Below are 25,072 nucleotides of genomic sequence, written 5' to 3' on the forward strand. Positions count from 1 at the left end.
ACGTCAGCGGGGCACGGTCACCGGATCGGTGCAACTGGCCGCCGCGTCGACCAGTGAGCAGGGTTGGGGTGCCCGGGTCGGGCGGTAGTCACCCGGGATGCCGTTGTTCCGGGTGATCGCGGTGTAGGCGGGCACCGCGTCGGTGGGCCGGCGGGTGAGTGTCGGGTCGGTCGGTACGTCGACGGTGAAGAGGCCGAAACGCGGTGTGTAGCTGCCCCATTCGTAGTTATCGGTGAGGCTCCAGTAGTTGTAGCCGATGACGTTCATACCGTCGGCCTTCGCGCGCTGGATCCAGTAGATGGTGTCGCGCAGGTCGTCGCCGCGGGTGTAGCCATCGGCGCGCGGCATACCGTTCTCGGTGGGCATGCCGTTCTCCACGATGTAGAGCGGCTTGCCTGGGAACTGACGCGAATAGTGTTGCAGCGCATAGTAGATGCCCTCCGGCTGCAGCGGGTTGTTCCAGAGCTTCGTCAGATTGTCCACCTGGGCCGTCACGGTGTCGGGGGACATGCCGTAGTAGTAGTCGATGCCGATGTAGTCGAGCTTCGCGGCGACCTTATCGATGAACGGCTTGTTGATCACGTCCTCGCCCGCCGGGATGTAGGCGACATTGCTGGTGACCATCGCGCCGGGCTGTACCTGGTGGATGTGGTCGTAGATGGCGTTGTGCGCCTGGGCGAGTCGGTCCTGTATACCGGGCACATCGGTGGCCGCGAGTCCGCCGTGGCGCAGTTCGTTCACACCGTAGAAGGTCGGCTCGTTGAAGGTGACCCACAGCGGGTTGTCGGCGGCATAGCGGTCGACGACACTGCGGGCATTGGCGAGCCAGTCCGACACCATATCCGGGTTGTGCCAGCCGCCACGGTCGACCTCCCAGCCGGGGAACACCCAGTGATCCAGGGTGATCATCGGTCGCATACCGGCGGCCTCGATCTTCCCGATCACGGTGTCGTAGAAGCGGAATCCCTCCTCCGACCACACTCCCGGCTGCGGCTGCACCCGCGCCCATTCGACGCTGATGCGGTACACCTTCACGCCGAGGTTCGCGGCCAGATCGATATCGGAGGCGTAGCGGCTGTAGAAGTCGACCGAATCCCGGTACGGGTCATCGGTGGTGCCCGCCGCGACGTAGCGGCTCCAATTGCTGTCCGGCGCATGGCCTTCGGACTGGTAGCCCGAGGCCGCCACACCCCAGAGGAAGTCCGCGCCGAGCGGCGCCACCTGCGCCGGCGGTTCCGGTCGCGCGAATGCGGGGGAACTCGGCAGGAGTGCTGCGGCCAAGGCGGCTACCCAGAGGGCACGCAGTCGCATCGGATGGTGCTCCAGTTCGTCGAGGGACCTCGGATGAAAACCGTACAGTGCTCGGTTTTCGGTGGCAAGGTCATCCGGCCGCGTGCCTACACTGGCCCGGTGGTGAAACGGGGTCCCTACGGCAAGGGCATCGAACGACGGGAGCAGATCCTCGAAGCCGCGCTGCGCACCATCGCCGAGCGCGGCTACTCGGCTACCTCGGTCGCCGAGCTGGCCGAGGCGGTCGGACTCAGCCAGGGCGGACTCCTGCACTACTTCGGCTCGAAAGAGGAGCTGTTCGTTGCTGTCCTGCGCAAGCGCGACGAATCCGACGTCGCCGCTGTACGCGGCCCCGCGCCCGAGGCGTTCATCGAGGTGGTCCGCCGCAATGCCGAGGTGCCCGGACTGATCGAATTGTTCACCCATATGCAGGCGGCCGCATCGGATCCAGACCATCCGGCCCATGACTACATGCGGCAACGCTATCGCCTTGGCACCCAAGGCTTCTCCTACGCGCTACGGGAGATGCAGACCGCGGGCACACTGCCAGCCGATATCGACACCGACGCCGCGGCAACCATGTTCTTCGCCCTCGCGGACGGCCTGCAGGCGCGGTGGCTGATCGACTCGAGTATCGATATGGCGGCCCAGCTCGAGTTGGCCTGGCGTCGCTATGTCGGAGACTGAGTTCGAGCGATCGCACTGGCGCGGTGAGCGCCGCCTCGGCGATCTACTTTTTCAGGAGCCCGCCCACCACGGCTCCGTGTCCTCCACGGCCACGAACTCGTAAAAGTCCATGTTGCTGATCTCGAGGTTGCACGCGAGCGATCCGACCATGCGGCGGGGAAGGACGGCGGGCTGCCCCGGGGTGTCGTAAAGGTCGACAGCGGTCAGCGGTCGGCCAGGCTCGGCAAAGGTCCTGGCATCAGCGAGAACGACCAGCCTGGTGTGCTCCTCGCGGCGTCCAGAGGAACCGGTGCGGCATACCGCTGGCCTGCATATCCGGGTTGAGCAGCACATCGCCTTTCTCCGGCGCGGCGCGTCACGCTGCCCGCCCACCACATCTTATATATACTGGTAGAGACGTTTTTTCCGGCGACTCGGAGGCTGTGGCCGGAGTTTGCTAGCGCCATGCTCCAAGAGTGCGTCAGGGCCGTCATAGTGCTCATACCGTCATAACTCTCGGTCGGCTCCAGTGTGGGTGGGCGGCTTCGCTGTCGGCTTCGTCGCCGCTGTTGTTTTGAGATCGGTTGTGGCACAACACCTCTGCGGATGAGTGGTTCTCGACGCCGGACCGGCGCGGCCCGCTCGTCATCGGTCCGGTGTCACCACGACATAACTCGGTTTCGACGGTTCGCTCCGTGAGCAGCCATGCAGCTAGAGGTAGGAGCCGCTGATCAGCAGCCTCGGTAGGCAGCCGCTCACACAGCGGCCCCCACCTTCGATGGAGAGGAATTACTATGCGCGCCATCCAGATCGAACAGTTCGGCGACCCCGCGCAGGTGCTCCGCGTCGTCGACATCGAGGAGCCGCCGCCACCGGGTCCGCATGAGGTTCTGTTGAGCGTTGAGATCTCGCCGTTGAACAAACACGACCTACTGGTTGTCACCGGCATGCTGGCGCGACCACCCCTGCCCCACATACCAGGCGCAGAGGGGGTCGCCCGCGTGCTTGCCGCTGGCGCCGAGGTCGATGGACTTCAAGTCGGCGATCTGGTCGTGCTACCCCTGTATGCCGGTGCGTGGCGTGAGCGGCTCGTCGTGCCCGCCGACGGCCTGTTCGCACTCCCCGCCGGCGGCAACATCGAGCAGTACTCGATGCTGGGCAGCAACCCCCCGGCGGCAGGGTTGATGCTCAGTGAATGCACCCCCCTGCAGCCCGGTGACTGGGTGGTTCAGAACGCCGCGAACTCCGGTGTGGGACGGTCATTGATCGCGCTGGCCAAACTTCGTGGACTGAAGACGATCAACCTGGCCCGTGACGACGCAACGTTCGCCGAGCTCACAGAGACCGGGGCGGACGTGGTCCACGTCGACGACCCCGATGCGGTCGGCGATGTTCGAGCAGTGATCGGCGACGCGCGAGTGGCGCTGGCAGTGGAAGCCGTCGGTGGTCCGGGGGTGTCGCGGCTGCTCGAATTGCTGTCCGACGGTGGATGGTTGGTCAGCTATTCCTGGGCCAGGGACGAACCCATGTGGGTCGACACCTCGACACTGGTCGGCAAGCACCTCACCGTCCGCGGATTCTTTGTCGGCGACTTCGACTACCGCGACAAGGTGGTGCCTGTCATTCGTGAGGCGGCACCGCTGGTGGCCGACGGCGCCCTCGTTGTCCCCGTGGCGGCCGTGTACCCCCTCGAGCATATCCAGGACGCGGTGCAACATCTCCTCCGTGGCGGCAAGATCCTGCTGAAAGTGGCGGGGCGATGAAGGCGACGAGCGCGCGACACCTCGGCACGGTGCGTTGACAAGATGGTTTCGGTTACCGCGAACGGATTACATTCCGGCGTGCGGTGATCCGTGGTCATGCTGATCGTGATCGTGCTCGGTGTCGGGTGCACCACCCATCATGCGCAGCATCGGAATCCCGCCGGTGCGTACGAAGATCGTGACCAGCAGTGCGGCGAGGATGAGGAAGGCGATATTGAGCCAGGTGGTGTAGTTCCACCTGATTCCTTCTGTCATCACCATGGCGTTGCGCTCGGTCGGGATGAGAATCGTTGCGCCGAAGAGGATTTCGACCGCATACCCAGCGCCGACCATGGCGGCGTAGAAGGTGCCGAGCAGGGTCAGCATCATCCGGGTGCCGTAGTACTTACGGTAGATATTCAGGATCGGCAGGATCAGCAGGTCGGCGTAGATGAAGGCGATCACGCCGCCGAAGCTGATGCCGCCGTTCCACAGCACCGCGGCCAGCGGCACATTGCCGATCGAGCAGACGAACGACAGTATTGCCACCAGCGGGCCGACGATCGGTCCCCAAAGGGCCGACAGCAGTGGATGATCGGTGAGGAAGAAGTTCTGCCAGAACGTCTCCGGTACCCACGCGCCGATGGCCCCCGCGATGAGCAGACCGAGGACGAGGTCGCGCAGAATCGCGGCCCATTCCATGACGAACACATGCGAGACCGCGGTCAGCCCCGATCGTGACAGCATTCGGTGCGCGAAGGAACCTTCGGCCGCTACCGACATATCCATGGCGGCATGGCCTTCCATCGATCCGGTGAGACCGCGATCGGCTTGGCGGCGGGCCTCGCCAACCAGCGTCGACCGCACAAAGAGTCGGAACAGCACTGCGAGTAGCACGATCATGATCGGCCCGCCGACGAATTCGGCCGCGGTGAACTGCCAGCCCATCAGCAGCGCGAGGATGACGCCGAGTTCGATGACGAGATTGGTGGAGCCGATCTCGAAGGCCATCGCCGCGGTGAAGTTCGCACCCTTGCGGAACAGCGAACGAGCCAGGGCCACGGCCGCGTACGAGCACGACGAGGAGGCCGCGCCGAGCCCGGCCGCGATGGCGAGGGTGCGCGGGCGGTCGTCGCCCATCAGTCGCAGAATGGTCGACTTGCGCACCACCGCCTGCACGACGGCCGAGAGCGCGAAGCCGAGGATCAACGCCCAGAGGATCTCCCAGGTCATCGACCCGGCCAGCGATAGCGCATGCCCGATAGCGTTCACCACGACCTCGTCTCGGTGGGGATCCGGGCGACCGCTGCGACCGCCCTGCGCGGGAAGCTATACCCCCACCCGGTAACCGTCAAGCCGCCGATCTATCGTCGCACTGGGCCGTATGGCCGCTGGCCGAACCCGGCACCAGGCCCGGCACTGGCCCGAGCCGCGGTGCCCGCAAATGCGTCGTCATGCGGACTCGTGCGCGAATTCGCAAGTTGGCTGCGGCTCGGCATGCGCCGGGGGATTGGATCCGGCGGGCACAGATGATCACGGCGAGTTGGGACGGGAAAGCCACCGCCACCCGCCAGGCCACCGCCGCCCTCAACGCTCGCGCACGACATGGGTCTGGGGCAGACCATCGCTCAAACCCCGGGCCCTACGCCACCGCTTTATTTATTACCTTTAAGGAACGCAGCACTAGCGGTATCGGCCCCTGACCGGCCTGGGTCGCGGTGTTGACGCGCGCCCGGCATCGCCACCCTCCGCGAGCGAATCGAATGCAGCGACGCGGCCAAATACTCTTCGTGCGACCAGTGCTCGTCACGGGCCTGCCCGCCAGTTCTTCCCAGCTGCGCCCGATCGTCGACAGTTTCAGCACCCGGGGCAGGTGGGCCATCATCGACGGCAGCCCGTCGGCGGCTGTGCTGAGCCGTTGGTGGCGGGCTTGGATTTCGTCGCAGCCATCCGTGTCAGCAATTTCAACAATCTGTTGATCTCTTCAACAAGCGAGCGTAATGTCGCCGTCTATCTAGAGAACGGAGGTCCGCCATGTCGCGAACCTATGTGCGCCACATCGCGCTACTGGCAGGTTTGGTCAGCTTCCTCGTCGCCTGTGGGGGCGAGCCGAGCGGCGGCGGTACGACGTCGGTTGCACCTAGCGCCAACGTCCCGGACACCGCCGCGATCATCGGGGCGGTGGCCAAGGATCCGCAGCTCAATGCCAGCCTGCCGGCGGCGGTTGCGCAGGCGGGCGCGCTGCACCTCGGGTCGTATATCCAGTCCGCGCCCAATAACTTCTATGCCGCCGACGGCAAGACTCCGATCGGCTACGAGGTCGATCTGGCCAAGGCGATCGCGGCAAAGCTCGGCGTCGGTGTCCAGTATCAGGACATGACGTTCGATTCGCTGATTACCAGCCTGCAGTCCGGTCGAGTCGACCTGACCATGGCGGCGATGAACGACACCAAAGCACGTCAGCAGCAGATCGACTTCGTCGACTACTTCACCTCCGGCATCGCGATCATGATCCGCAAGGGCAACCCGGACGCGATCACCGGGCCGGATACGTTGTGCGGCAAGAACGTCGCGGTCGTCCAGGGAACGAGCCAGCAGAAGTTCGCCGCGGACCAGAGCACGAAGTGCACGCAGGCAGGCAAGGCCGCTCTCAACGTCTCCGAGACCGAGAGCGACAACCAGAACCAGACCCAGCTGCGCACCGGCCGGGTCCAGGCGATCGTCAACGACCTGCCCACCGCCATCTACGTGTCCCGCACTGCGGGCGATGGGAAGTTCTTCGAGGTCGTGCCGGGCGAGCCGATCAACGGCGGTCCCTATGGCATCGGTATCAACAAGCAGAACCGGCCGCTGGCCGAGGCCGTACAGAAGGCACTGACCGAGCTGATCACCGACGGCAGCTACGGCAAGATCCTGCAGGCGTGGGGTGTGGAGAAGGGCGCGATCAAGGAGGCCGTGATCAATGGCGGAAGCTGAGCTGCCGATAGTCCGCCTGGGGCACTGGGGTCGCTGGATCGCCGCCGCGGTGATCGTCGCCCTGCTGGTGGTACTCGGCATCGCGCTCGGCAACGCGCAGATCGAGTGGGCTCGGGTACCGGAGTTCCTGTGGTATCGCGTGATGGTGACCGGCCTGGTCAACACCATTGTGCTGGCAGTGCTCTCGCAGGGTGTGGCGATCGTGCTCGGCGTCGTCATCGCATTGCTGCGACGCAGCGCTAACCCGGTGGCGCGCTGGTTCGCGGGCGGCTACATCTGGCTATTCCGCGGCCTGCCCGTCCTGCTCCAGATCCTGCTCTGGTACAACCTGGCGCTGGTCTTCCCGGTGATCTCCATTCCATTCCTTTTCCACGAACAGACCAATGTTCTGATCAGCGCGTTCACCGCGGCCTTCCTCGGCCTGGCGCTCAACGAGAGCGCATACATGGCCGAGATCGTGCGCGCCGGACTGAACAGTGTCGACAGTGGACAAACCGAGGCGGCCAAGTCGATCGGTATGACACCCGGGATGACGCTGCGGCGGGTCGTACTGCCGCAGGCGATGCGGGTGATCATCCCGCCCACCGGCAACGACTTCATCAACATGCTCAAGGGAACGTCGATGGCGTCGGTGATCGGCGTGACCGAGCTGATCCACGCGGCCAACAACATATCGTCCAACAACCTGTTGGTGATGGAGACCTTGCTCGCCGCGGCGGTCTGGTACATGGTCGTGGTCACCGTCGCCGGGATCGGCCAGCATCAGCTGGAGCGTGCGTTCGGCACGGCCGACCGAGGGCCGATGGCGCGCGCCGCGAAGGCGTTGCGGGGCGTGCCGTTAGTAAGGAGTAACCCGTGACCGGCCCCCTGCTTCGAGCCGTGAACGTTCGCAAAAGCTACGGCAACACCGAAGTACTGCGCGGAATCGATCTGGAAGTCCGCAAGGGACAGGTCGTCTGCCTACTCGGTCCCTCCGGCGCCGGGAAGAGCACCTTCCTGCGGTGTATCAACCACCTCGAGACCATCGATGGCGGCCAGATCTGGGTCGACGGCGAGCCGATCGGCTTCCGGCTACGCGACGGCAAGTTGTACGAGCTGCGCGAGCACGAGGTCGCCCGACAGCGACGCGACATCGGCATGGTCTTCCAGCGGTTCAACCTCTTCGCCCACCGCACGGCCCTGGAGAATGTCGTCGAAGGGCCGGTCCGTGTGCTGGGTGTTGACGCCGTGAGCGCGCGGCGGCAGGGACTGGAGCTGCTCGACCGAGTCGGGCTGGCACACCGCGCCGACGCCTACCCGGCGCAGCTGTCGGGCGGGCAGCAGCAGCGGGTGGCGATCGCTCGGTCGCTGGCGATGCGCCCGAAGCTGATGCTGTTCGACGAACCGACCTCGGCGCTCGACCCGGAGCTGGTGGGTGACGTTCTCGAAGTAATGGGCACGTTGGCGAAAGAGGGGATGACGATGGTCGTGGTGACGCACGAGATGAGTTTCGCCGCCGAGGCGGCCGATGAGGTGGTATTCCTCGCCGACGGCGCGGTCGTCGAGACCGGGCCACCGGGTGAGGTGCTCAGCGCACCGAAACACGACCGCACACGCCAGTTCCTCGCGAGGATTCTGTCGTGAATTCAGTGACGCGGATTTCGCCGCGGTACCTGCTGCAGTTCGATGAGCCCGCCGGATATCTGGACTTCGCGCGGTTCGGTCCGCCGTCGCATGCCGTGCTGGACACCACCGCGAACCTGCTGCACGAGGCCACCACGGCCGGTCCAGCCACGGTAGACAACCTGATGCTGCAGGAGATCCGCGCCAAAGCGGCCGTGTCACGACTGTCCGGGTCCGATACCGACCACGTTGTGCTGCTCCCGCACACCAGCCTCGGCTTGTTCCAAGCGGCATTCCACTTCGGCGGCGAAGTGCTGGTGTCGGCCGCGGAGTTCCCCGCGAACACCTACCCATGGGCGCGTGCCGAGCAGGACGGCCGGCTCGTCGTCCGGCGGCTGGCAGGTGGGTATGTCACGCCGGAGCGAGTCGCGGCCGGGCTGACCGACGAGATCACCACGGTGAGTGTAAGCGCGGTCGACTTCCGCACCGGCTACCGCGCCGATCTGGCCGCGCTGCGCGACGTCGTCGGTGACCGGTTGCTGGTCGTCGACGGCATCCAGGGCTTCGGCGTCACCGAGGAACCGTGGCAGGTCGCGGACATCCTCGTCGTGGGTGGCCAGAAGTGGCTGCGCGCTGGGTGGGGCACCGGGTTCGCCGTGCTGTCGGACCGGGCGCTGGAGCGGATGGACCCGGTGCTGTCAGGCTGGACCGGTGCCCGTGACCCCGGGCTGTTCAACGACGAGATCCGTCCGCCGGATACCACCGCCGCCGCGTGGTCGATGACTAATCTCAGCCCGATCACCTCGGGCGCGTTCGCCGCGGCGCTCGAACTGGTCGAGGAGGCCGGGCCCGGCGTGATCGCGGCCCGGATCGGCGAGCGGATCGGCGAGTTCTCCGACGTGCTTGCCGGTCTCGGCGCGCAGATCGTGTCCGCTGTGGATAGACGGGCCGGAATCCTGGCATTCACCCTGCCCGGCCATTCGGCCGAACAGGTCGGTGTTGCTCTCACCTCGGCCGGGATCGCCGCGACGGTCCGGCCGGAGCACGTTCGCCTGTCGCCGCACGCCTCAACCCCGCCCGCCAGCGCGGACCTGCTGCGTTCAGCGCTGGAAACACTGCACCGTCCGCGGAAACCGCTGCCGGCGCCCGCGGCCACGGGGGCCACCCCCGACGTGCTGACCGCGCTGGTCCCAGCCGTGCACGGCCTGGCCGCCATGCTCGGTCCCGGCAACGAGGTGCTGATGCACGACCTGAGCCGGCTGCCGGACTCGATCATCGCGATCGCCGGCGACCTGACCGGACGCAGCGTCGGCGGCCCGATGACCGACCTGCTGCTCAGCCTGGTCCGCCGCGGCACTACCCAGGATCTGACGAACTATCGGACCCACAGTCCCGACGGCCGTCCGATCCGTTCGTCGACGCTGTTCCTGCATGACCCGGACGGGGCGGCGATCGGCTGCCTGTGCGTCAACAGCCTGGACACCGCGGCACCCGCCGACGGCAACGGCGAACCGGAAATCTTTCCCGCAGATGTCGACAGCCTGCAACGGTTGCTCGTCGACCGCGCGGTGGGGAAGGTCGGCATCCCAGTGGATCTGATGAAGAAACGTCACAAGGCGGCCGTCGTGCGCGAACTGGACGAGGCCGGCTTCTTTCTCATCAAGGACGCCGTCGACGACCTTGCCGGACGCCTCGACGTCACCCGCTATACGATCTACAACTACCTCAACGAGGTCCGGGCGTAGGTCCACTGGCGTAGCCGAAGCCAGTCGGGGCCGGGCTGCGGCATGCTGTCCGGGGCCTCAGGTCATCTGCGCGGCGGCGGCGTAGCGGTCCGGCAACGTCGTACTCGGGCAGCCGCAAATCCACACGCGCCATCGCCGACGCCATTTGAACAGGGTTTGGGGCGAGGTCAAGGGACAGGGACGCGGACTTCGCGGTGAAGCCCTGCTCGAACAGTTCGATCGCCGAGACTGCATCGGCATGACTCAACGTGCTTCTCGAGTACACCGGCCTGCCCTCCTGAGTTGGACACATACTTACGGTGTCCAACTTCTGGGGACCACTCCAGAAGACCGTTGGTGTTTTCGGACCTACCGGGGTTCCCTACGGTATTCGTCAGGCGGAAGTTTCGGGGATTCGGTAGGGCTGTTCGGTCTCGAGCATGGCGCAGAGGACATCGCAGCGGTGGCGGGTCAGGCAGATGGCTTGTGGCTGATACAAGCCGGCCACCGGGGGTGTCGAGCGGGAGCTGGGGTGTTGTCCTGGGAAGCGAGGAGTGCGCTGCGTGCGGCGCCGAGCAGGCCCGCGTGGCCTCCGAGCGCAGAGGGATGTACGGTCATCCGTCGCGCGAAGTCGAGCGTGACCAGGCGGCTGAGGTGCTGTCGCAGGGGAGTGAACAGCACTCGGCCCGCAGCTGATACACCGCCACCGATTACGACGCGGTCGAGGTCGCAGAGCGTGGTTGTGGCGCTGATGGCGCGTGCCAGTGCCTTGGCGCCGCGATCGAACGCGTTCAGGGCGACTGCTTCTCCTCTGGCGGCATCGGCGGCGAGGGCGCGGGCGTCTGGTCCGGCCCAGCCGTGCTCGCGGGCCCACTGGACCATCGACGGGCCACTGGAGTAGGCCTCGACGCAGCCGTTCGCACCGCATGAGCAGGGCGGGCCTGCCGGGTCGACGACCGTGTGTCCGAGATGGCCGGCGTTGCCGCTCGGTCCCGGGTACGGCGCGCCGTCGAGGACGAGGCCGCCGCCGATGCCGGTTGACACGACGATTCCGAGCATGGCTGCCGCGCCGCGCCCGGCGCCAACCCAGTGCTCGCCCACCGCGGCCGCGATGCCGTCGCCAACCAAGGTGACAGGGACCTCTGGCAGGACGGCGCCGACCAGGTCGACCAATGGAAAAGTGCGCCACGCCGGGATGTTGACGGGACTGACGGTGCCGTGCTGCGGGTGGATAGGCCCGGCCGAGGCCACTCCGACGGCGCGCGGTCGCGCACCGTCGGCCACCGATGTGAGCAAGCTGCGGAGTGCCTCGCTGATATCGGGCTCGGTGCAGGGTGTGGCGATCGCGGCGTGTCCGCGCACCTGTCCATCTGAACCGACCAGGCCGGCGCTGATCTTGGTGCCGCCGATGTCGACCGCGAGCACGACTTCCTGATCCATTGAACGTCCTTCTTGGGTTGCGGTCAGTCCGGGAGAAGCACCGACAGCTGCGGCGAGAAGGCGTCGTGCAGAACCAGAGCGGCACCACCTACGACAGCGGCGTCCGGGCCCAATGGTGAATGCGTGACGTCGACGACTCGGATATGCCGGGCCAGGGGTCTGGTGGAGACCGCCGAGGCGACGACGTCGACGTAGCGCTGTTCGACATGGCGGATGCCGGCACCGCCGAGCACGATCAAATCCACGTCGGTGATGTTCACGACGTTGACCGCAACGGTGGCGACGTGTCGTGCCGCCTCGTCGATGACCGCAGTCGCGAGGGGATCGCCATCTGCGGCGGCGACCCGGACGAGGGCATGGTTAAGCGTGGCCGGATCGCGGCGGAACGGTTCCGAAAGCACGCTGCCGGTGGGCTGGTCGCACAGCCGCCGGTAAGTTTCGGCGACGATCGCTTCAGGGCTGACAAGAGTCTCGAGGCAGCCCAGGTTGCCGCAGTAGCACGGGGGACCGTCCTCGAGCACGGACGTGTGTCCGAACTCCGCGGCATTGAGTGAGCCGCCCCGATGGACTTGGTGGTTGAGGACGAGACCACCGCCCACGCCGGTGCCGAAGAAGAAGTACGCAAAATTCGCCACGCCACGCCCGGCGCCGGCCCACCGCTCACCGACTGCGGCGGCCGTGGCATCGTTGTCGATCGTCACCGGAAGGCCGGTCGCCTCACTCAGCATCTGCTTGATCGGCACTCGCGTCCAGTTCATGAGCCGAGGCGGAGCGACAACAATGCCCAGATCCTGGTCGATCGGGCCGGGGCTGGCGAGACCGAGGCCGAGCACCCGGCTCCTCGGCACGTCCGCCTCGGCGAGCACGTCGCGAACCAGATCCGCCATTGCCGCGACAACATCCGCGGGAGCGGCCCCCGGCGGTGCCGGGCGCCGTTTGGTGGCCAGTGGCTGCCCGAGCAGGTCGACCACAACGCAGGTGAGCTCGGCAGGGTCGAAATGGAGCCCGACCGCGCTCCCAGCGTCCTGGTTGATCCGCAGGGTGGTGCGTGGTCGCCCGCCGCTGACGACTCGGTTGGCTCCGTCCTCACGCACAATGCCCTCGTCCAGCAGCTTCCGCACGATTCCCGAGACGGTCTGCGCCGTGAGGCCGGTGCACTCAGCGATCTCCCGTCTGCTGATGCCGTCGGCGAGCTGAATCTGGTCGAGCACCACCGCCCGGTTGTACCGCCCCACCTTGGGGAGATTCGTGCCTGATTGCACCCAGGATCCTTTCTCCGCTGCGCGCCGATCATCTTGCTGCAAGGCCGCGACTTTGTAAAGCAAATGGATTTATCAGGATCGCTGTGAGCTCGTTCGCCGCACACGGATCGTAACCGTCGAGCGGGCCCATCAGCGAATGTCGAACCCACTGGCATCGGGGCTTCATGGGCCGGATTCGACCTGGCTGTGGCGTGTTGAGACACGGAAGCCCGACCGTGGACGATGCTCCGAACCTGTGGATGCGCCGAGGGTCTTCCCGCTGTGCATGTCCGGCCGTCTTGCTGCAGGCGTTGGCTTTGTAAAGCAAATGGATTTACACGGTGAGATCCATGCCATCTGCGGGGAAAACGGTGCGGGGAAGTCGACGCTGATGAAGGTCCTCATCGGCGTGTATCCGCACGGCACCTACGGCGAAATCGTCTACGAGGGCCAGGAGGTGCGGTTCGGCGACATCCGCGCCAGCGAGCAGGCCGGCATCGTCATCATTCACCAGGAGATCGCACTGGTGCCCGGTATGTCGATCACCGAGAACGTGTTTCTGGGCAATGAGCCACGCAGGCGCGGTGCGATCGACTGGAGGACCGCTCAGCGCCGCGTGATCGAGTTGATGGCGCAGGTCGGGCTCGAGGAAGATCCCGACACGCTAACGCGAGAGCGGCGCGGGTAAACCTCCGTCGGCGCGGCCCGCCGACGGAAAGAAGCCGAATCGCCACACCCGAAGCCAGGCCGGTGCCCTCGAGCATCGTCGCCGGTGCATACGAAACGCCCGTGGGCGGGGCTGCCTTTCCAAGGGCCGAATTACGTTCAGGCGCTGCGCAATACGAGGACCGTGATCTCGCTCGGCGCGAAGACCCGCAGCTGTGGACCCCAGAAGCCGGTGCCGCGGCTGGTGTAGAGCTGGGTGTCGCCGTGCCGGGACAGGCCGGCGACGACGGGCTGTTCGAGGCGGACCAGGTAGTGGAACGGCCAGATCTGGCCGCCGTGCGTGTGACCGGAGATCTGCAGGGCGACGCCCGCGGCGGCGGCCTCGGTGACCTGCCTGGGTTGATGGGCGAGCAGGACGACCGGTGCATCCGGGTCCGCACCCGCGAGGGCGGCGGGGAGGTCCGGGCCGTGGCCGGGCAGGCCGACGCCGGTCGGGTCGTCGATACCGGCCAGCACCAGCCGATCGTCGCCGCGGGTGATCGTCTCGTGTTGGTTGTGCAGCGGCTGCCAGCCGATCGAGGTCATATGGTCGATCCAGCCCGGTGCGTCACCGAAGTATTCGTGGTTGCCGGTGATGTAGAACCGGCCGAGCGGGGCCTCGATCTTGCCGAGCGGGTCGACCTGCGGATGCCGCTTCGCCACCGAGCCGTCTGCGAGATCGCCGGCGTGGCAGGCGATATCGGGCTGCTGGGCATTGACGACGTCGACCACCCGCTCCGACCAGCGCAACCGGTCGAGCGCGGCGTAGTGGGTGTCGGTGATGACCACCATGCGCAGTCCGTCGAACGCCGGTCCGAGTCCACGGATCGCGATATCGAGCGTGCGAACCCGAGGCACACGGCGCGCCTCGATCACGCCCCAGACCGTCAGCGTCGCGGCGATCGCGAGTACACCGACGGCGACGATTCTGGAGCGGGCCGGATCGTCCACCCCGCCGACGGCCAACCCCAGCCCGACGATAGTGCCGAACACCGACCAGCTGAACAGCACCCACATCACGCCGAGCAGCGTGTCGCCGACAATCGACGCCGCATCCGACTGTCGCGGTCCATGACCCAGAAACATCGACGCGGGCAAACTCACGAATCCGGCCAGGAAAATCGCCGAGCCGAGCCAGAACAGCGGGCCATCGGTCGTCGCGCCGATCAAGGTCCACCACGGCAGCAGGAACAGCATGGCGGGAATCGCCAGAAATAGGACGATGCGCGGAACGTATTTCACGGAAGATCATTTCTCGCGTGGAACGGTGCGGCACGCGGTCCCACCACCGGCGCCAGGGGCGCTATCGACGATAACAGCGTTAACGCAACTGCGTCGGCGACGGCAATCCGTGCACGTCAGCTATGGCAGGGGAGTCCGATATAGGACGGATCCAGTGCTTTCTGCACGACATAGCCGACAGTGGGCGATTCCGGGAGCGCGCCATGGTTGAAGTCATCGTCGGGGCACAGATCCTGCACCCAGATATTGTCGACCGTGGCGCCGAAACCGGGGGTGAGAAAGGTGGCCTCGGGCGGGGTGACGACCCGATCGAGACGGCTGGCGATCACCGTGTATTCGACACCCGGCTCGGTATCGCCCCCGGCATTGAGACTGCGCAGGAATTCACTGTCGATCAGTTGTTGCAGCGCGGCCGTGCCGAGATATTTGGCGACGAGGCCGAGGATGGGCGCCTGTGCGCTGCCGGTCGGCAGCAGATAACCGAGTCCCTCCGCGGTGGTGCCGTGATTGGTCGCCGCGATGGTGATCAGATGGTCCACCTTGTTCTCCGCTGGATCGCGATAGTTCGCGCCACCCTCGAAGCGCAGGAATTGCCGGACCAGCGGACCGCCCTGTGAATGCGCGACGATATCCACCTTCGGCACACCGGTCGCCTCGCGCACCAAGTCGACGAATCTCCCGACTTCCTTGGCCGAATTGCGAATGTCCGCGGTGCCGTACACGCCCGGTTCCGCACCTCGGACACTGGATGCCGCGCGGCCGTAGTCGAGCGAAAATATGCAGTAGCCTTGCGCTTTCAGCTCCGGTGCGAGCACGTCCCAGGAATTCTGATTACCCCAGGTGCCGTGGACCAGGACTACGGGTTGCGGATGCGCCGCCGACGGTCGGCACTCCCAATCGTTGGCCCCGGCCGGTGGCGTGCTGCCATCCGGGGGGCCATCGTCGGCGTGCGCCGGAGCGATCACGCCGAACACCGCGCCGATGAGAAGAGCGGGCACGATAACCGACTTTCGAACGGGCGAACTCTTCGCGAACAGCGCAACGCTCCCTTCGCTCACACATAAGGACCTGCAAACGAAACCCGCCATCGGCTCGGTGATCGGGCCGAAAGGGCGGTCGATCGACTGGTTCATAACATGACAGCGAATATATGGCAAACATGTCCGATGTGATGGCGTGTCGCGCGAACCGCGTCCCCGGAGTGCCACGATGGAGGACAGCGTCGCTGTCCGCCGGTCCGGGTGGCCGTTCGAGAGGAGCCCGAAGTCATGCTCAGCACACCGCGTTCGGCCATCGCAGTGTTCGTTGCGGCACTGCTGCTTTCGGTGGTGACCGCCTGCGGTTCCGATAACACACCCGCCCCGGCGGTACCGCGCGGCGACGTGGTCTCCACCACCCCGGTCGAGCAGTTGTCGACGGAACAGACCACGGCGTATCTGGGCACTGCGAATATCGGCGCTCCGGCGCGCAATGGCGTCGATGCCTATCGCGTCGTCTATCGCACGATCACTGCGGAGGGCGGCCCGACAACGGCGAGCGGACTCATCGTCTTGCCGCGCACCGATTCCCGGCGGCTGCGCGTCGTCACCTACGAGCACGGCACGCTGGTGCTGAAGTCCGACGCGCCCTCGGTGAACGGCACCCGCTCTGATCGGGCCCGCACCATCATGTTCGCCGCGGCGGGCTATGCGGCCGTCGCGCCGGACTACCTCGGTCTCGGCGAAGGCCCCGGCTTCCATCCCTACACGCACGCACCCTCGGAGGTCAGCGCCTCGGTCGACCTGTTGCGCGCCGCCCGCACCATGGCCGCCGAACGGCAGCACGACCTGGACCCGGACATTCTCGTCACCGGCTTCTCCCAGGGCGGGCAGGCCGCGACGGCATTGGGCAAGGCGCTACAGGCCGGTGACGCCCCCGGCTTCGGCCTGGCCGCGCTGGCACCGATCAGCGGGCCCTACGACGTACAGCAGGTCGAGACGCCCGGCGCCATCGAGGGCCGGGTCACTCCGGCGATCGCTGTCTTCTACCTCGCCTACTGGATCACCTCGATGAACCGGATCTACCACCTCTACGACCGACCCGCCGACGCATTCTCCGAACCCATCGCCGAGCGCATCGAGCAACTGTTCGACGGACAACAGAACGAGATCACTATCGGCACCGCATTGCCCGTGCGCCCGGAACTGCTACTGACACCGACATTCCTGGCCCAGGCCCAACATCCGACCGGAACCTCGCAATCGGCGGTGGCCGCCAGCGACGGCACCTGCGACTGGACCCCACGCGTGCCGGTCCACCTCTACGCCGCCAGCGGCGACCGAAATGTGCTCTACGCCAACGCCGAACACTGCCGGCAAGCCATGCGCACCGACCGCGCCACCCTCACCGACCTCGGCGATATCGACCATTCCGCTACCGCCCGCGTCGCACTTCCGCAAATCCTCGACTGGTTCCAACGCGAAATTCCGGCCGCCTGAACAGGTTCAGCGAATGCCGGGAGTCGGGGCGGGGCCGACGCAGCCGACGATGACGCAACCGGGCGGCCAGTCCGCGAACGGCGCGGCCGGTTTCTTGCCGAGGCAGAGGAGCGGACCGCAGCCCGGATAGGCTTTGGGGCCGATACCGAGTGCGTCGAGGACGGCATCGGGGTTGGTGATCATCGGATCGTCCAGGCTGACGCCCTCCTGCGGCACATACGGTCCGGGATCGGGCAGTCGCGGTTCGCGGAAGGCCGCGTTGATGGCCCGCAGCGCGTCATTCTGGAAGCTCACCCCACCGCCGGGGACCGTGACACCGGTCCAGCTGACCACCAGGTCCAGGCTCGGCACGATGTAGCTGTCCTGGCGCATCATGCCCGACATCTTGACGGCATCGGCTGGCAGGCCGGGGAATTCGGCGGTGCAGTCGGGTCCGTTGACGACGAAAAGGAAGCCGTAGCACGGGCTGGTCTGCGACGGTCGACTGGCCTGCTGGAGGTAGTCGGTCGAAATGACTTGGATACCATGCCAATTCCCGCGATTGGCGACCAGCAGTCCGAGCTTGACGAAATCGTCGGGCGGCAGCACGAGATGGGCGTAGCCATAGGTATTTCCGCTGCGGTCTCGGCCCCAGTAGTAGTCGGTGTTCCGGATGCCCAACGGGTCGAACAGTTTTCGCTGCGCATACTCCTGGAAGTCGACGCCGACGGCCTGCTGCACGACATAGGCGAGCAGATCGACGGCGCGCTGGCTGTAGCGCCAGACCGTGCCCTGCGGATGCTCGACCGGTCGCGCCATGGCCTGTGCCACCACATTCGGATCGAGTTGGGCCAGCCCCGTGATCCCCTCGGCGAGTACGGAGACCTCTAGCCCCGAGGATTCGGTGAGCAGATTGCGCAGGGTTATCGCGCGGTGCTCGGCGTCGCCGATGCCAGGCGGTAGATAGACGTCGATCGGATCATCGATCCGCAGTCGGCCCTCGTCGACGGCGATGCCGGTGACCAGCGAGACCACGCTCTTCGTCGCACTCCACAGATTCCACGGCACACCGCCGGTCTGCGCGTTGTTCGGTCCGGTCGCGATCAGACAGTTATTGCGGAACACCTGGATATTGCGCCGCGTCGGATCCGAGGCGAATCCGATGGCCGCCCGCAGCGCCGTCGAATCGAGGCCGACCTCTTCCGGTGTCGCGATGTGCGGCGTGCGTCCATCGGTGAGTTCACAATGCTTCAACTCCGGTGGCGTGGCGTGGGCGAGCGCACCCGAAAGACCCGTCAACAGCACTACGGCCATGGTGATCGCCGACACCACAACACTTTTCGAACAACGACGCATTCAACCCTCCACACACCACGGCTTCAGTGGTGAGATCGAGTCGTATCGCCCCCTGTTACGGCGTCGAACGCCCCAAATCCCATGGTCACAGGGGTTAGGGGCAGGCTCACAGCGGACTGACAGCAAATGCCAAGGCGGTCCACCAGAACGGCTGTGATACTCCTCGGGTGACAGTGACCAGTGCCCCGGCGTCCCTGCCTGAGACGACCCCGCCCGACCCGACCCCGCCCGTCGCCGCGACGGCGTTGCCACCCATACGCCGGTGGGAGCGCATCGGCTTGGTCGTCCTGCTGATCGGGACGGCGGCGGCGTATCTGTGGAATATCACCGTCAATGCCATGGGCAACGGCTTCTACGCCGCCGCGGCCTGGTCGGGCTCGCGGGACTGGAAGGCGCTGCTCTTCGGCTCGCTGGATCCCGGGAACTTCATCACGGTCGACAAACCGCCGGTATCGCAATGGGTGATGGGGCTTTCCGGTCAACTCTTCGGCTTCAGCAGCGCGAGCATGCTCATACCGCAGGCGCTGATGGCGGTCGCGACGGTGGCACTGATGTACGGGGCGGTGACCCGGGCGACCGCGAGCCGCGGCGCGGGGCTGCTCGCCGGTGCCGTCTTCGCGGTGACGCCGGTGGTCGCGTTGATGTTCCGGTTCAATAATCCGGACGCGGTGATGGTGCTGCTGATGACGGCCGGTGCGTACTGCACGATCCGCGCACTGCGGCATGCCGGCGTGCGCTGGTTGATGCTGGCCGGCGTGGCGCTCGGGTTCGCATTCCTGGCCAAGATGCTCGAGGGCTTGATGGTATTGCCCGCGTTGGGCATCGCGTATCTGGTCGTCGCGCCCACCGCACTGCGGACGCGCCTGCTGCACCTGCTGGCCGCGGCGGGAGCGCTGATCGTCTCGTCCGGCTGGTTCGTGGTGCTGACCATCCTGTGGCCGGAATCCTCGCGGCCCTATCTGGCCGGGTCGACGAACAACACCTTCATGGATCTGGTGCTCGGCTACAACGGGTTCGCGCGCTTCCTCGGCCGCAACCATAAGGGCGGCAACCGCTTCGAGCTGCCACCCGGCTACGAAATGCCGCACAATGCCGGACCGGGACAGGGCTTCGGCGGCTTCGGCTCGGGACCGGACCGGTTGTTCACCGGCGAAATCGGCTATGAGATCTCCTGGCTGCTGCCCGCGGCGATCCTCGCCTTCGGATTGGTGCTGGCGTCACGGTGGCGTGCGCCGCGCACCGATCTGGTGCGTGGTGCGGCATTGACCTTCGGGTTGTGGCTGATCATCGACGGCGTCGCCTTCTCGACCATGAAGGGCGGCATGCATGCGTACTACACCCTGGCGATCGGACCCGCCGTGGCCGGAATGTTCGCACTCGGTGTGCACGAAATGTGGCGTCGCCGCGACGGCGTCTTCGGCCGAATCGGCTCCGCCGCACTCATTCTGACCGCAGGGGTATGGGCATTCGTTGTCCTGCAGCGCAACTCGGACTGGCAGCCCTGGCTGCGGTGGACCATCCTCGTGATATCAGTGCTCGCGGCGGTCGGTCTGCTCGTGGCATCGGTTCCGGCGGCCGGGCGGCGCCGGATGCGCGACTGGGTGACCTCGGTGCTGGTGATCGCGGGTGTGCTAGCCGGTCTCGGTGGGTCGACGGCGTATGCGGTGGTGACGCTGCCGCAGTCGCATACCGGCGGCGGTCCGACGGTAGGCCCGGCTCGCAAGCAGAAGCCAGGCCCGGCAAATGCAGCCCAATCGCAGATGCGCCGGTTCATGGGCGGCGATTTCGCGGAGCCGCAAGTGGTGAGCATGCTCAGCGATACGACGACGCGCTGGTCGGCCGCCGTTGACCGCTCGTCGACTGCGGCCACCCTCGAATTGGCCAGTCGCACACCGATTATCGCGATCGGCGGCTTCACCTCCGAAGATCCGGTGCCGACACTCGGTCAGTTCCAGGAACTGGTGCGCAGCCATCAGGTCACCTATTACCTTGCGCAGGAAGTGAAGCTGCCCGATTCCTGGCGGGTTCCCGATCAAGGCGACGCCCCGGCTGCGGCGCCCAACGATGAGCTGTGGCGGCCGATCGGCCACAAGGACATCGGCGACTGGGTGGCCGAGCACTATCAAGCGGTGCACATCGGCAATATCGCGGTCTACGACCTGACGGTATCGCCACACTGACGGCTTCGCGCCGGAAAGTGCCGGGCCCAGGGTTCGAATTCGATACGGGCACTGTTGATCACGGTGCTGAGCAAGCGATACCAGCCCGCGATGATGATCAGTTCCAGGATTTGGTCGTCGGCGTAGCGTTCGGTCAGCCGGGTCCAGACAGCATCGGAGATATCCCCGGTGTCGTGGAGTTCGTCGGCCATGCGCACCAGCACGCTGTCCGCGGCGGTCCACGCCGGATCGTCGGCCGGACCGACCGCGGCTGCGTCGATTTGGGCGGCGGTCAGGCCGACCTGCGGACCCTGGACCACAGCGTGCACGCCCCATTCGTACTCGGCGCCCGCCCGGGCGCAGGTGCGATGGATGACGATCTCGCGCTCGCGCGGCGGCACGCGGCCGTGGCCGAGAATTCCCGCGCCGAGTGGACGCATGCGCGCGAAGAGTTCATCGTGCACTGCCAGCGTGCGGAACAGCACGAGCGGCTCGACCGCGGCTTGCGGCGGCATCCACTTCTTCAGTTGCGCGTCGATATCGGGGGCGTAGGGCGGGCGCAGCGGGGCGATTCGGGGTGTGGATTCAGTGGTCATTGATCAAACCTCGTTAGACTGGCCTTCGTGCTTCGAAAAACAGAGCAAGGACGGTCTCGATGGTAGCTTCGGAATCCGAAGCGGACAATATGCCGGTGGTCGGGAAACCCGTCCGGGGATCACACACCGGCCGCCCGATCATGGCGCTGCTGGATCTCCTCGGACGTCGCTGGACGCTGCGGGTGCTGTGGGAGTTGCGTGACGGAACCAGCGTTACCTTCCGTGAATTGCAGAGTCTGACCGGCGGGGTGTCGGCCAGCGTCCTGAACGATCGGCTGCGCGAGTTGCGCGAGGTGGCGATCGTCGACACGGATTCGCAGGGGTACCGCCTCACCGCCGACGGCCTTGAACTCGTCGCGGCGCTCGGGCCACTACAGGTTTGGGTCGAGCGTTGGGCCGACCGCGCTTAGGCGCTTGTCGGGACCTACGCCGCTGTCAACTGCTCGACAAGGCGACCAACAGTGCGCGGGCCGCCCCGGCCAATCGGCTGGAACCGCCGCGCTGCAGCACCATATCGAGCCCGGGTACGTCAGCGCGGGTGCCCGATTTACGGGCGCAGTCGGCCGCAACCGCCACCAGGTCGGGTAGGCCGGGCGTCGGGTTGCTCGCGAACAGCACGGGCAGGATGGCCGCGAGCAGGGGCCAGGTGCGGTGTGCGCCCAGCGCGCGTCGGGTATCGCGCAGGGAACTCGCGAGTCGTCCGGCGGGTGCGCGAACGGGTATCGCCCGCGCCAGCAGATCCGGTCGGAGTTCGTCGGCGCCAGCTAGGACGACCAGTGCGTCGACGCCCACGGTGCGGTCGCGGTCGTCCTCGCTCACGAGTGCGTTCATGACCGCCCGATGCACCTGCGGCCCCTTGGTGCCGGGCAGATTCACGATGCGCGGCAACCGATCTCGGTCCACCGCTGCCAGCCACGCGGCCTGCATCTCCGGGATGGGTAGCTGGTCTTCGGGCAGCGGGCTGGAGTACCAGCGCTCATTCGGCGGCGGGCCACGCAACGCCGCGCTCAGGTACTTCGGGAACGCGTCGATCTCCACCCCGGAGTGACCACTGCGCAGCCAAGCGGCCAGGCGTGCCCCCTCGGGTGACCGCAGTGCGTCGGCCATCAACAACACCTCGGGTCGCGATGTCGGCGCGACCCGCACCAGCGCTTGGGCGAAGTCGATCGGACCGGGCCGCAGGCCCAACTCGGCGTATTCGCCGAGCCGTCCGACGAGTTCGGCGGCATCGATCGCGCCATTGTCGAAAGTGGGTGTGGCCAGCGAGAACGGCGGTAGCACAGCACCTTCCAGCACCAGGGTGCCCCACTCGGCCATGCGGTCGGCCAGTGGCGTGGAGCGGGTAGACCCGCGCGGCGGATACCGCAGTGCGCCCGTGGCGATCGCGGTGAGGGTACGCATCGACCACGGCTGCCTATTGCACCATCGACGCTGCTGTTGTCGCTGCCACCACGACGGATCCTGTTGCGCCACAGGAACTTCGTGGTCGACGAGCGGGCCGAGAGCCGCCGACAACGAGTCACGATCCCGGTAGGTGAAACGGATGATGCCATCGAGGAAGCGCTCATCCAGTGACCAGCCGTCGTGATGTCGCGCGGTCACCCGGCGGTACAACTCCACCATCTCCACAGCCGTGTCCGCGACCGTGATTCGAACGAGCGGAGCCCGCGGCGGCAGCGGAAAGCGCTCCTCGATCTCCCACACCCGCGCCGCGTTCGCCAACTCCGCCCGCGTCCGCTCGTCCGCCGCCCGCAGCTGCCGGGTGATGATCCGCGCCATCCGCTCGCGCAGCGCGATATCCGCGGTCGTCTCGATGGCTTCCGCCAGCACTCGCGCCGCCGCTGAAGCACACCCCGGCGCACCCCGAACCGCCCGCTCCAACCAGCTCAACTGTGTGCGCACCAGTTTCTTCTCGGTGCGCGCGAGTACCGCTCGCGAGAGCGAAACCACGTCCTCGCTCGCGAGCGCTCCCTCCGAATGCAATTCGGCAAGCACGCTCTGCGCATGCGCGGCGGCGGTAGAGCGCCCTTCGGCCAACATCCGCGAGTAGAACTCCACCCGCCCGGCACATTCCGCGACGCTGGCCTGCAGCTGTGCGAGTTCCACCAGCTGCCAACGGATCTCGGACGGCCGCGCATCCGCACGCAGCAGACCGGTGAGCAACTGCCCATGCCGCACCGCGCGCTCGGTATCCGCCATGGGCATACGGTAGCGGCGGGGTCCGACAATCTCGGGGTTGACAGCGCACCGAACAGTGAGTGTATAGTCACTCACATGAGCAGACGCGGTATCACACTTTCTACGTCGGAGATCCGGCGCGAAGCGGTGGTCGATGCCGCGATCGCTGAATTCGCACAGGCTGGATATCACGGCACACCGATCAATACCGTTGCGGCGCGGGCGAACATCTCGCCCGCCTATGTGTTCAAGCTCTTTCCCGGCAAGGTCGCACTGTTCGTCGCGGCGCTGGATCGGTGCTACGAGCTGGTGGAGGCGGCGTTATCGGCGGGTGCGGCCCGGGTCGACGGTGCCGCACCCGACGCGATCCTGTACGAGATGGGCGCGGCGTACGCGGAGCTGATCGCCGATCGAAACCTGTTGTTACTGCAGGTGCACGCGCAATCGGCGGTCGACATTCCGGAGGTCGCCGAGGCCGTGCGGCGCGGGCTAGAGCGTGTGACGACCTTCGCGAAGACGCGATCCGGCGCCGCCGATGATGCGGTGCAGCGTTTCATCGCCTACGGCCAACTCTGCCATCTGATCACCACGCTCGGACTGGACAGTCTCGACAGCGATTGGGCACGAATGCTGAGCGCAGGTATCCGTCACGTCGATCCGAAGCGCTGAGGAAGGCGATCCCGGCAACTCGCGCTTCCCGGTGCTCGCACTGGTGGGCGCCTGATCTGGTGGAACCTGTTGCCCAACAAGCGGAATGCGCACTTCTTCAACCTCTGGGCGGGAAAGCGCAATCGAGCCCGATTCCGCGCCGAGATCGCCGCGGATCTCACCGCGGTATTCGACCTGGCCGCGGCCGGAATCCTGCGCGCGCTGGTGGCTGCGCGTATCCCGCTGGCCGAGGCCGCCGGTGCGATGGAACTCGCCGAATCCGAAACCGAAACCGGAACCGTCACCGGCAAGGTTGTCCTCATCCCGTGACCCCGCCACCCCGGCTCATGCCCCTGTCGTCGAGCCGGGTCGGACGATCATCAGCACGGTGACCACGGCCCAGAGAAGGTTGAAGATGCCGGTGAACATGGCCAGTTGGGCGGGGGCGGGGGCGGGCTGGGGTGTCGTGCCGGACAGGGCGGCGAGGATGCGAGTTTGATCGGGAAGGATCACCAGGGCGAGGATTCCGGCGGCGATCCCGGTCAAGGCGATGGAGACGGTGAGCCAGATATCGGTCAGGACACCGAGGCTCGCCGCGGTGGCCAGACCGAAGACCGGGACCGCGAGGCCGATGGCGGCATAGACACGGCAGATGCGGTGCAGGGTGCGGGCGGTGGCCAGGTGGTGTTGGTCGGTCGGGGTGGTGAGCGCTCGGCGAACGGTGGCCGGAAACATACTGGCGGCCACCGTCACCGGGCCGATGGCAATGATCGCGGCCAGAACATGCAGGGAGAGTAGAAGTTTCGTCACGGCTGGAAGCTCGGCACCCGGCGCGCGCCCTCGGCGGAGACCAATTCGGCGGTCGGTCCGCCGTCGGTCACCAGATGTGCGGCGTCGAGCACCTCGAACGGCGCGATGACATCCAGCGGGTCGAATCCGTCGAATAGTACGAACTGGGCGAGCACCCGGATCAGCTCCTTCTCGTTGTCGGTGCTGCCGACGCTAGTGATCGAGAAGCGGTGCGGGAACTGGCGGAATTGCCATATAGCAA

23 protein-coding genes and 1 pseudogene are annotated in these 25,072 nt (G+C 66.4%); 12 read left to right on the top strand and 12 right to left on the bottom strand.

Annotated elements, in window-relative coordinates:
• Positions 1–3: 3 nt before the first annotated feature.
• On the bottom strand, positions 4–1,311 hold the full coding sequence (locus ACQP1G_RS06530) for a family 1 glycosylhydrolase (protein ID WP_433199407.1): 1,308 nt from the start codon (positions 1,309–1,311) through the stop codon (positions 4–6).
• A 99-nt stretch (positions 1,312–1,410) separates the two neighbouring features.
• On the opposite strand from ACQP1G_RS06530, the gene ACQP1G_RS06535 reads away from it, so the two are divergent.
• The gene (locus tag ACQP1G_RS06535; RefSeq protein WP_433199410.1) at positions 1,411–1,977 is read left to right on the top strand and encodes a TetR/AcrR family transcriptional regulator; all 567 of its coding nucleotides are present in this window, start codon (positions 1,411–1,413) and stop codon (positions 1,975–1,977) included.
• Positions 1,978–2,028: 51 nt separating this feature from the next.
• On the opposite strand, the gene ACQP1G_RS06540 is transcribed toward ACQP1G_RS06535, so the two are convergent.
• The gene (locus ACQP1G_RS06540; protein ID WP_433199413.1) at positions 2,029–2,310 is read right to left on the bottom strand and encodes a DUF6924 domain-containing protein; all 282 of its coding nucleotides are present in this window, start codon (positions 2,308–2,310) and stop codon (positions 2,029–2,031) included.
• Between the two features lie 440 nt (positions 2,311–2,750).
• Between ACQP1G_RS06540 and ACQP1G_RS06545 the strand changes: the two genes are divergently transcribed.
• Positions 2,751–3,719: a zinc-dependent alcohol dehydrogenase family protein gene (locus ACQP1G_RS06545; protein ID WP_433199416.1), complete on the top strand. Its 969-nt coding sequence runs from the start codon at positions 2,751–2,753 to the stop codon at positions 3,717–3,719.
• A 66-nt stretch (positions 3,720–3,785) separates the two neighbouring features.
• Here ACQP1G_RS06545 and ACQP1G_RS06550 read toward each other — a convergent pair whose 3' ends face one another.
• Positions 3,786–4,973 (bottom strand): permease, encoded by a 1,188-nt coding sequence (locus tag ACQP1G_RS06550; protein ID WP_433199419.1) that lies wholly within the window; start codon positions 4,971–4,973, stop codon positions 3,786–3,788.
• Positions 4,974–5,732: 759 nt separating this feature from the next.
• On the opposite strand from ACQP1G_RS06550, the gene ACQP1G_RS06555 reads away from it, so the two are divergent.
• Genes ACQP1G_RS06555 through ACQP1G_RS06570 form a run of 4 tightly spaced genes read left to right on the top strand, consistent with a single transcriptional unit; the run spans position 5,733 to position 10,021 of the window.
• The gene (locus ACQP1G_RS06555) at positions 5,733–6,674 is read left to right on the top strand and encodes an ABC transporter substrate-binding protein (protein ID WP_433199422.1); all 942 of its coding nucleotides are present in this window, start codon (positions 5,733–5,735) and stop codon (positions 6,672–6,674) included.
• Complete coding sequence (locus ACQP1G_RS06560) at positions 6,661–7,533, top strand: amino acid ABC transporter permease (protein ID WP_433199425.1); 873 nt, start codon at positions 6,661–6,663, stop codon at positions 7,531–7,533. Before ACQP1G_RS06555 ends, ACQP1G_RS06560 begins: the two co-directional genes overlap by 14 nt.
• A complete protein-coding gene (locus ACQP1G_RS06565; protein WP_433199428.1) occupies positions 7,530–8,297 on the top strand; it encodes an amino acid ABC transporter ATP-binding protein in 768 nt (255 codons plus the stop codon). The genes ACQP1G_RS06560 and ACQP1G_RS06565 overlap by 4 nt, the downstream gene beginning before the upstream one ends.
• Positions 8,294–10,021, top strand: a complete 1,728-nt coding sequence (locus tag ACQP1G_RS06570) for an aminotransferase class V-fold PLP-dependent enzyme (protein ID WP_433199431.1) — start codon at positions 8,294–8,296, stop codon at positions 10,019–10,021. Before ACQP1G_RS06565 ends, ACQP1G_RS06570 begins: the two co-directional genes overlap by 4 nt.
• Before the next feature lie 450 nt (positions 10,022–10,471).
• Here ACQP1G_RS06570 and ACQP1G_RS06575 read toward each other — a convergent pair whose 3' ends face one another.
• Together ACQP1G_RS06575 and ACQP1G_RS06580 are read right to left on the bottom strand one after the other, a co-directional pair.
• Entirely contained in the window at positions 10,472–11,440 is a 969-nt protein-coding gene (locus ACQP1G_RS06575) for an ROK family protein (RefSeq protein WP_433199434.1), read from the bottom strand.
• Between the two features lie 23 nt (positions 11,441–11,463).
• Positions 11,464–12,702, bottom strand: coding sequence for an ROK family transcriptional regulator (locus tag ACQP1G_RS06580; protein WP_433199437.1), 1,239 nt, complete (start codon positions 12,700–12,702; stop codon positions 11,464–11,466).
• Positions 12,703–12,937: 235 nt separating this feature from the next.
• On the opposite strand from ACQP1G_RS06580, the gene ACQP1G_RS06585 reads away from it, so the two are divergent.
• Positions 12,938–13,369, top strand: a complete 432-nt coding sequence (locus tag ACQP1G_RS06585) for an ATP-binding cassette domain-containing protein (protein WP_433199440.1) — start codon at positions 12,938–12,940, stop codon at positions 13,367–13,369.
• Positions 13,370–13,506: 137 nt separating this feature from the next.
• On the opposite strand, the gene ACQP1G_RS06590 is transcribed toward ACQP1G_RS06585, so the two are convergent.
• Together ACQP1G_RS06590 and ACQP1G_RS06595 are read right to left on the bottom strand one after the other, a co-directional pair.
• Complete coding sequence (locus ACQP1G_RS06590; RefSeq protein WP_433199443.1) at positions 13,507–14,628, bottom strand: metallophosphoesterase; 1,122 nt, start codon at positions 14,626–14,628, stop codon at positions 13,507–13,509.
• Positions 14,629–14,744: 116 nt separating this feature from the next.
• Complete coding sequence (locus tag ACQP1G_RS06595) at positions 14,745–15,626, bottom strand: esterase/lipase family protein (protein ID WP_433199446.1); 882 nt, start codon at positions 15,624–15,626, stop codon at positions 14,745–14,747.
• A 270-nt stretch (positions 15,627–15,896) separates the two neighbouring features.
• Between ACQP1G_RS06595 and ACQP1G_RS06600 the strand changes: the two genes are divergently transcribed.
• Positions 15,897–17,105, top strand: a complete 1,209-nt coding sequence (locus tag ACQP1G_RS06600) for a hypothetical protein (protein ID WP_433199449.1) — start codon at positions 15,897–15,899, stop codon at positions 17,103–17,105.
• A gap of 6 nt (positions 17,106–17,111) precedes the next feature.
• Here ACQP1G_RS06600 and ACQP1G_RS06605 read toward each other — a convergent pair whose 3' ends face one another.
• Positions 17,112–18,413, bottom strand: a complete 1,302-nt coding sequence (locus tag ACQP1G_RS06605) for a serine hydrolase domain-containing protein (RefSeq protein ID WP_433199452.1) — start codon at positions 18,411–18,413, stop codon at positions 17,112–17,114.
• Positions 18,414–18,607: 194 nt separating this feature from the next.
• Between ACQP1G_RS06605 and ACQP1G_RS06610 the strand changes: the two genes are divergently transcribed.
• On the top strand, positions 18,608–20,620 hold the full coding sequence (locus ACQP1G_RS06610; protein WP_433199455.1) for an ArnT family glycosyltransferase: 2,013 nt from the start codon (positions 18,608–18,610) through the stop codon (positions 20,618–20,620).
• Here ACQP1G_RS06610 and ACQP1G_RS06615 read toward each other — a convergent pair.
• Positions 20,593–21,195, bottom strand: coding sequence for a carboxymuconolactone decarboxylase family protein (locus ACQP1G_RS06615; protein ID WP_433199458.1), 603 nt, complete (start codon positions 21,193–21,195; stop codon positions 20,593–20,595). The genes ACQP1G_RS06610 and ACQP1G_RS06615 overlap by 28 nt on opposite strands.
• A 59-nt stretch (positions 21,196–21,254) precedes the next feature.
• Here ACQP1G_RS06615 and ACQP1G_RS06620 point away from each other — a divergent pair, with 59 nt between their 5' ends.
• The gene (locus ACQP1G_RS06620) at positions 21,255–21,605 is read left to right on the top strand and encodes a winged helix-turn-helix transcriptional regulator (RefSeq protein WP_433199461.1); all 351 of its coding nucleotides are present in this window, start codon (positions 21,255–21,257) and stop codon (positions 21,603–21,605) included.
• 25 nt (positions 21,606–21,630) lie between these two features.
• On the opposite strand, the gene ACQP1G_RS06625 is transcribed toward ACQP1G_RS06620, so the two are convergent.
• Entirely contained in the window at positions 21,631–23,394 is a 1,764-nt protein-coding gene (locus ACQP1G_RS06625) for a hypothetical protein (RefSeq protein WP_433199464.1), read from the bottom strand.
• Positions 23,395–23,469: 75 nt separating this feature from the next.
• Here ACQP1G_RS06625 and ACQP1G_RS06630 point away from each other — a divergent pair, with 75 nt between their 5' ends.
• Both ACQP1G_RS06630 and ACQP1G_RS06635 read left to right on the top strand, forming a co-directional pair.
• Positions 23,470–24,042: a TetR/AcrR family transcriptional regulator gene (locus ACQP1G_RS06630; protein WP_433199467.1), complete on the top strand. Its 573-nt coding sequence runs from the start codon at positions 23,470–23,472 to the stop codon at positions 24,040–24,042.
• A 69-nt stretch (positions 24,043–24,111) separates the two neighbouring features.
• Positions 24,112–24,351: a zinc-binding dehydrogenase gene (locus ACQP1G_RS06635; protein ID WP_433199470.1), complete on the top strand. Its 240-nt coding sequence runs from the start codon at positions 24,112–24,114 to the stop codon at positions 24,349–24,351.
• Between the two features lie 15 nt (positions 24,352–24,366).
• On the opposite strand, the gene ACQP1G_RS06640 is transcribed toward ACQP1G_RS06635, so the two are convergent.
• Both ACQP1G_RS06640 and ACQP1G_RS06645 read right to left on the bottom strand, forming a co-directional pair.
• The gene (locus ACQP1G_RS06640) at positions 24,367–24,831 is read right to left on the bottom strand and encodes a hypothetical protein (protein WP_433199473.1); all 465 of its coding nucleotides are present in this window, start codon (positions 24,829–24,831) and stop codon (positions 24,367–24,369) included.
• 8 nt (positions 24,832–24,839) lie between these two features.
• Positions 24,840–24,986 (bottom strand): annotated as a pseudogene (locus ACQP1G_RS06645) (DJ-1/PfpI family protein); the annotation flags it as partial.
• Positions 24,987–25,072: the final 86 nt, after the last annotated feature.

It is taken from the genome of Nocardia sp. CA-107356 (assembly GCF_050946365.1).
Taxonomy (GTDB): Bacteria; Actinomycetota; Actinomycetes; order Mycobacteriales; family Mycobacteriaceae; genus Nocardia.

What these genes read in the sequence shown, in the direction of transcription:
- ACQP1G_RS06620 (WP_433199461.1), top strand. Translation starts at nt 21,255, where the DNA reads ATGGTAGCTTCGGAATCCGAAGCGGACAATATGCCGGTGGTCGGGAAA.
- ACQP1G_RS06555 (WP_433199422.1), top strand. Translation starts at nt 5,733, where the DNA reads ATGTCGCGAACCTATGTGCGCCACATCGCGCTACTGGCAGGTTTGGTC.
- ACQP1G_RS06600 (WP_433199449.1), top strand. Translation starts at nt 15,897, where the DNA reads ATGCTCAGCACACCGCGTTCGGCCATCGCAGTGTTCGTTGCGGCACTG.
- ACQP1G_RS06540 (WP_433199413.1), bottom strand. Translation starts at nt 2,310, where the DNA reads ATGTGCTGCTCAACCCGGATATGCAGGCCAGCGGTATGCCGCACCGGT.
- ACQP1G_RS06530 (WP_433199407.1), bottom strand. Translation starts at nt 1,311, where the DNA reads ATGCGACTGCGTGCCCTCTGGGTAGCCGCCTTGGCCGCAGCACTCCTG.
- ACQP1G_RS06560 (WP_433199425.1), top strand. Translation starts at nt 6,661, where the DNA reads ATGGCGGAAGCTGAGCTGCCGATAGTCCGCCTGGGGCACTGGGGTCGC.
- ACQP1G_RS06615 (WP_433199458.1), bottom strand. Translation starts at nt 21,195, where the DNA reads ATGACCACTGAATCCACACCCCGAATCGCCCCGCTGCGCCCGCCCTAC.
- ACQP1G_RS06575 (WP_433199434.1), bottom strand. Translation starts at nt 11,440, where the DNA reads ATGGATCAGGAAGTCGTGCTCGCGGTCGACATCGGCGGCACCAAGATC.
- ACQP1G_RS06625 (WP_433199464.1), bottom strand. Translation starts at nt 23,394, where the DNA reads ATGGCGGATACCGAGCGCGCGGTGCGGCATGGGCAGTTGCTCACCGGT.
- ACQP1G_RS06630 (WP_433199467.1), top strand. Translation starts at nt 23,470, where the DNA reads ATGAGCAGACGCGGTATCACACTTTCTACGTCGGAGATCCGGCGCGAA.
- ACQP1G_RS06545 (WP_433199416.1), top strand. Translation starts at nt 2,751, where the DNA reads ATGCGCGCCATCCAGATCGAACAGTTCGGCGACCCCGCGCAGGTGCTC.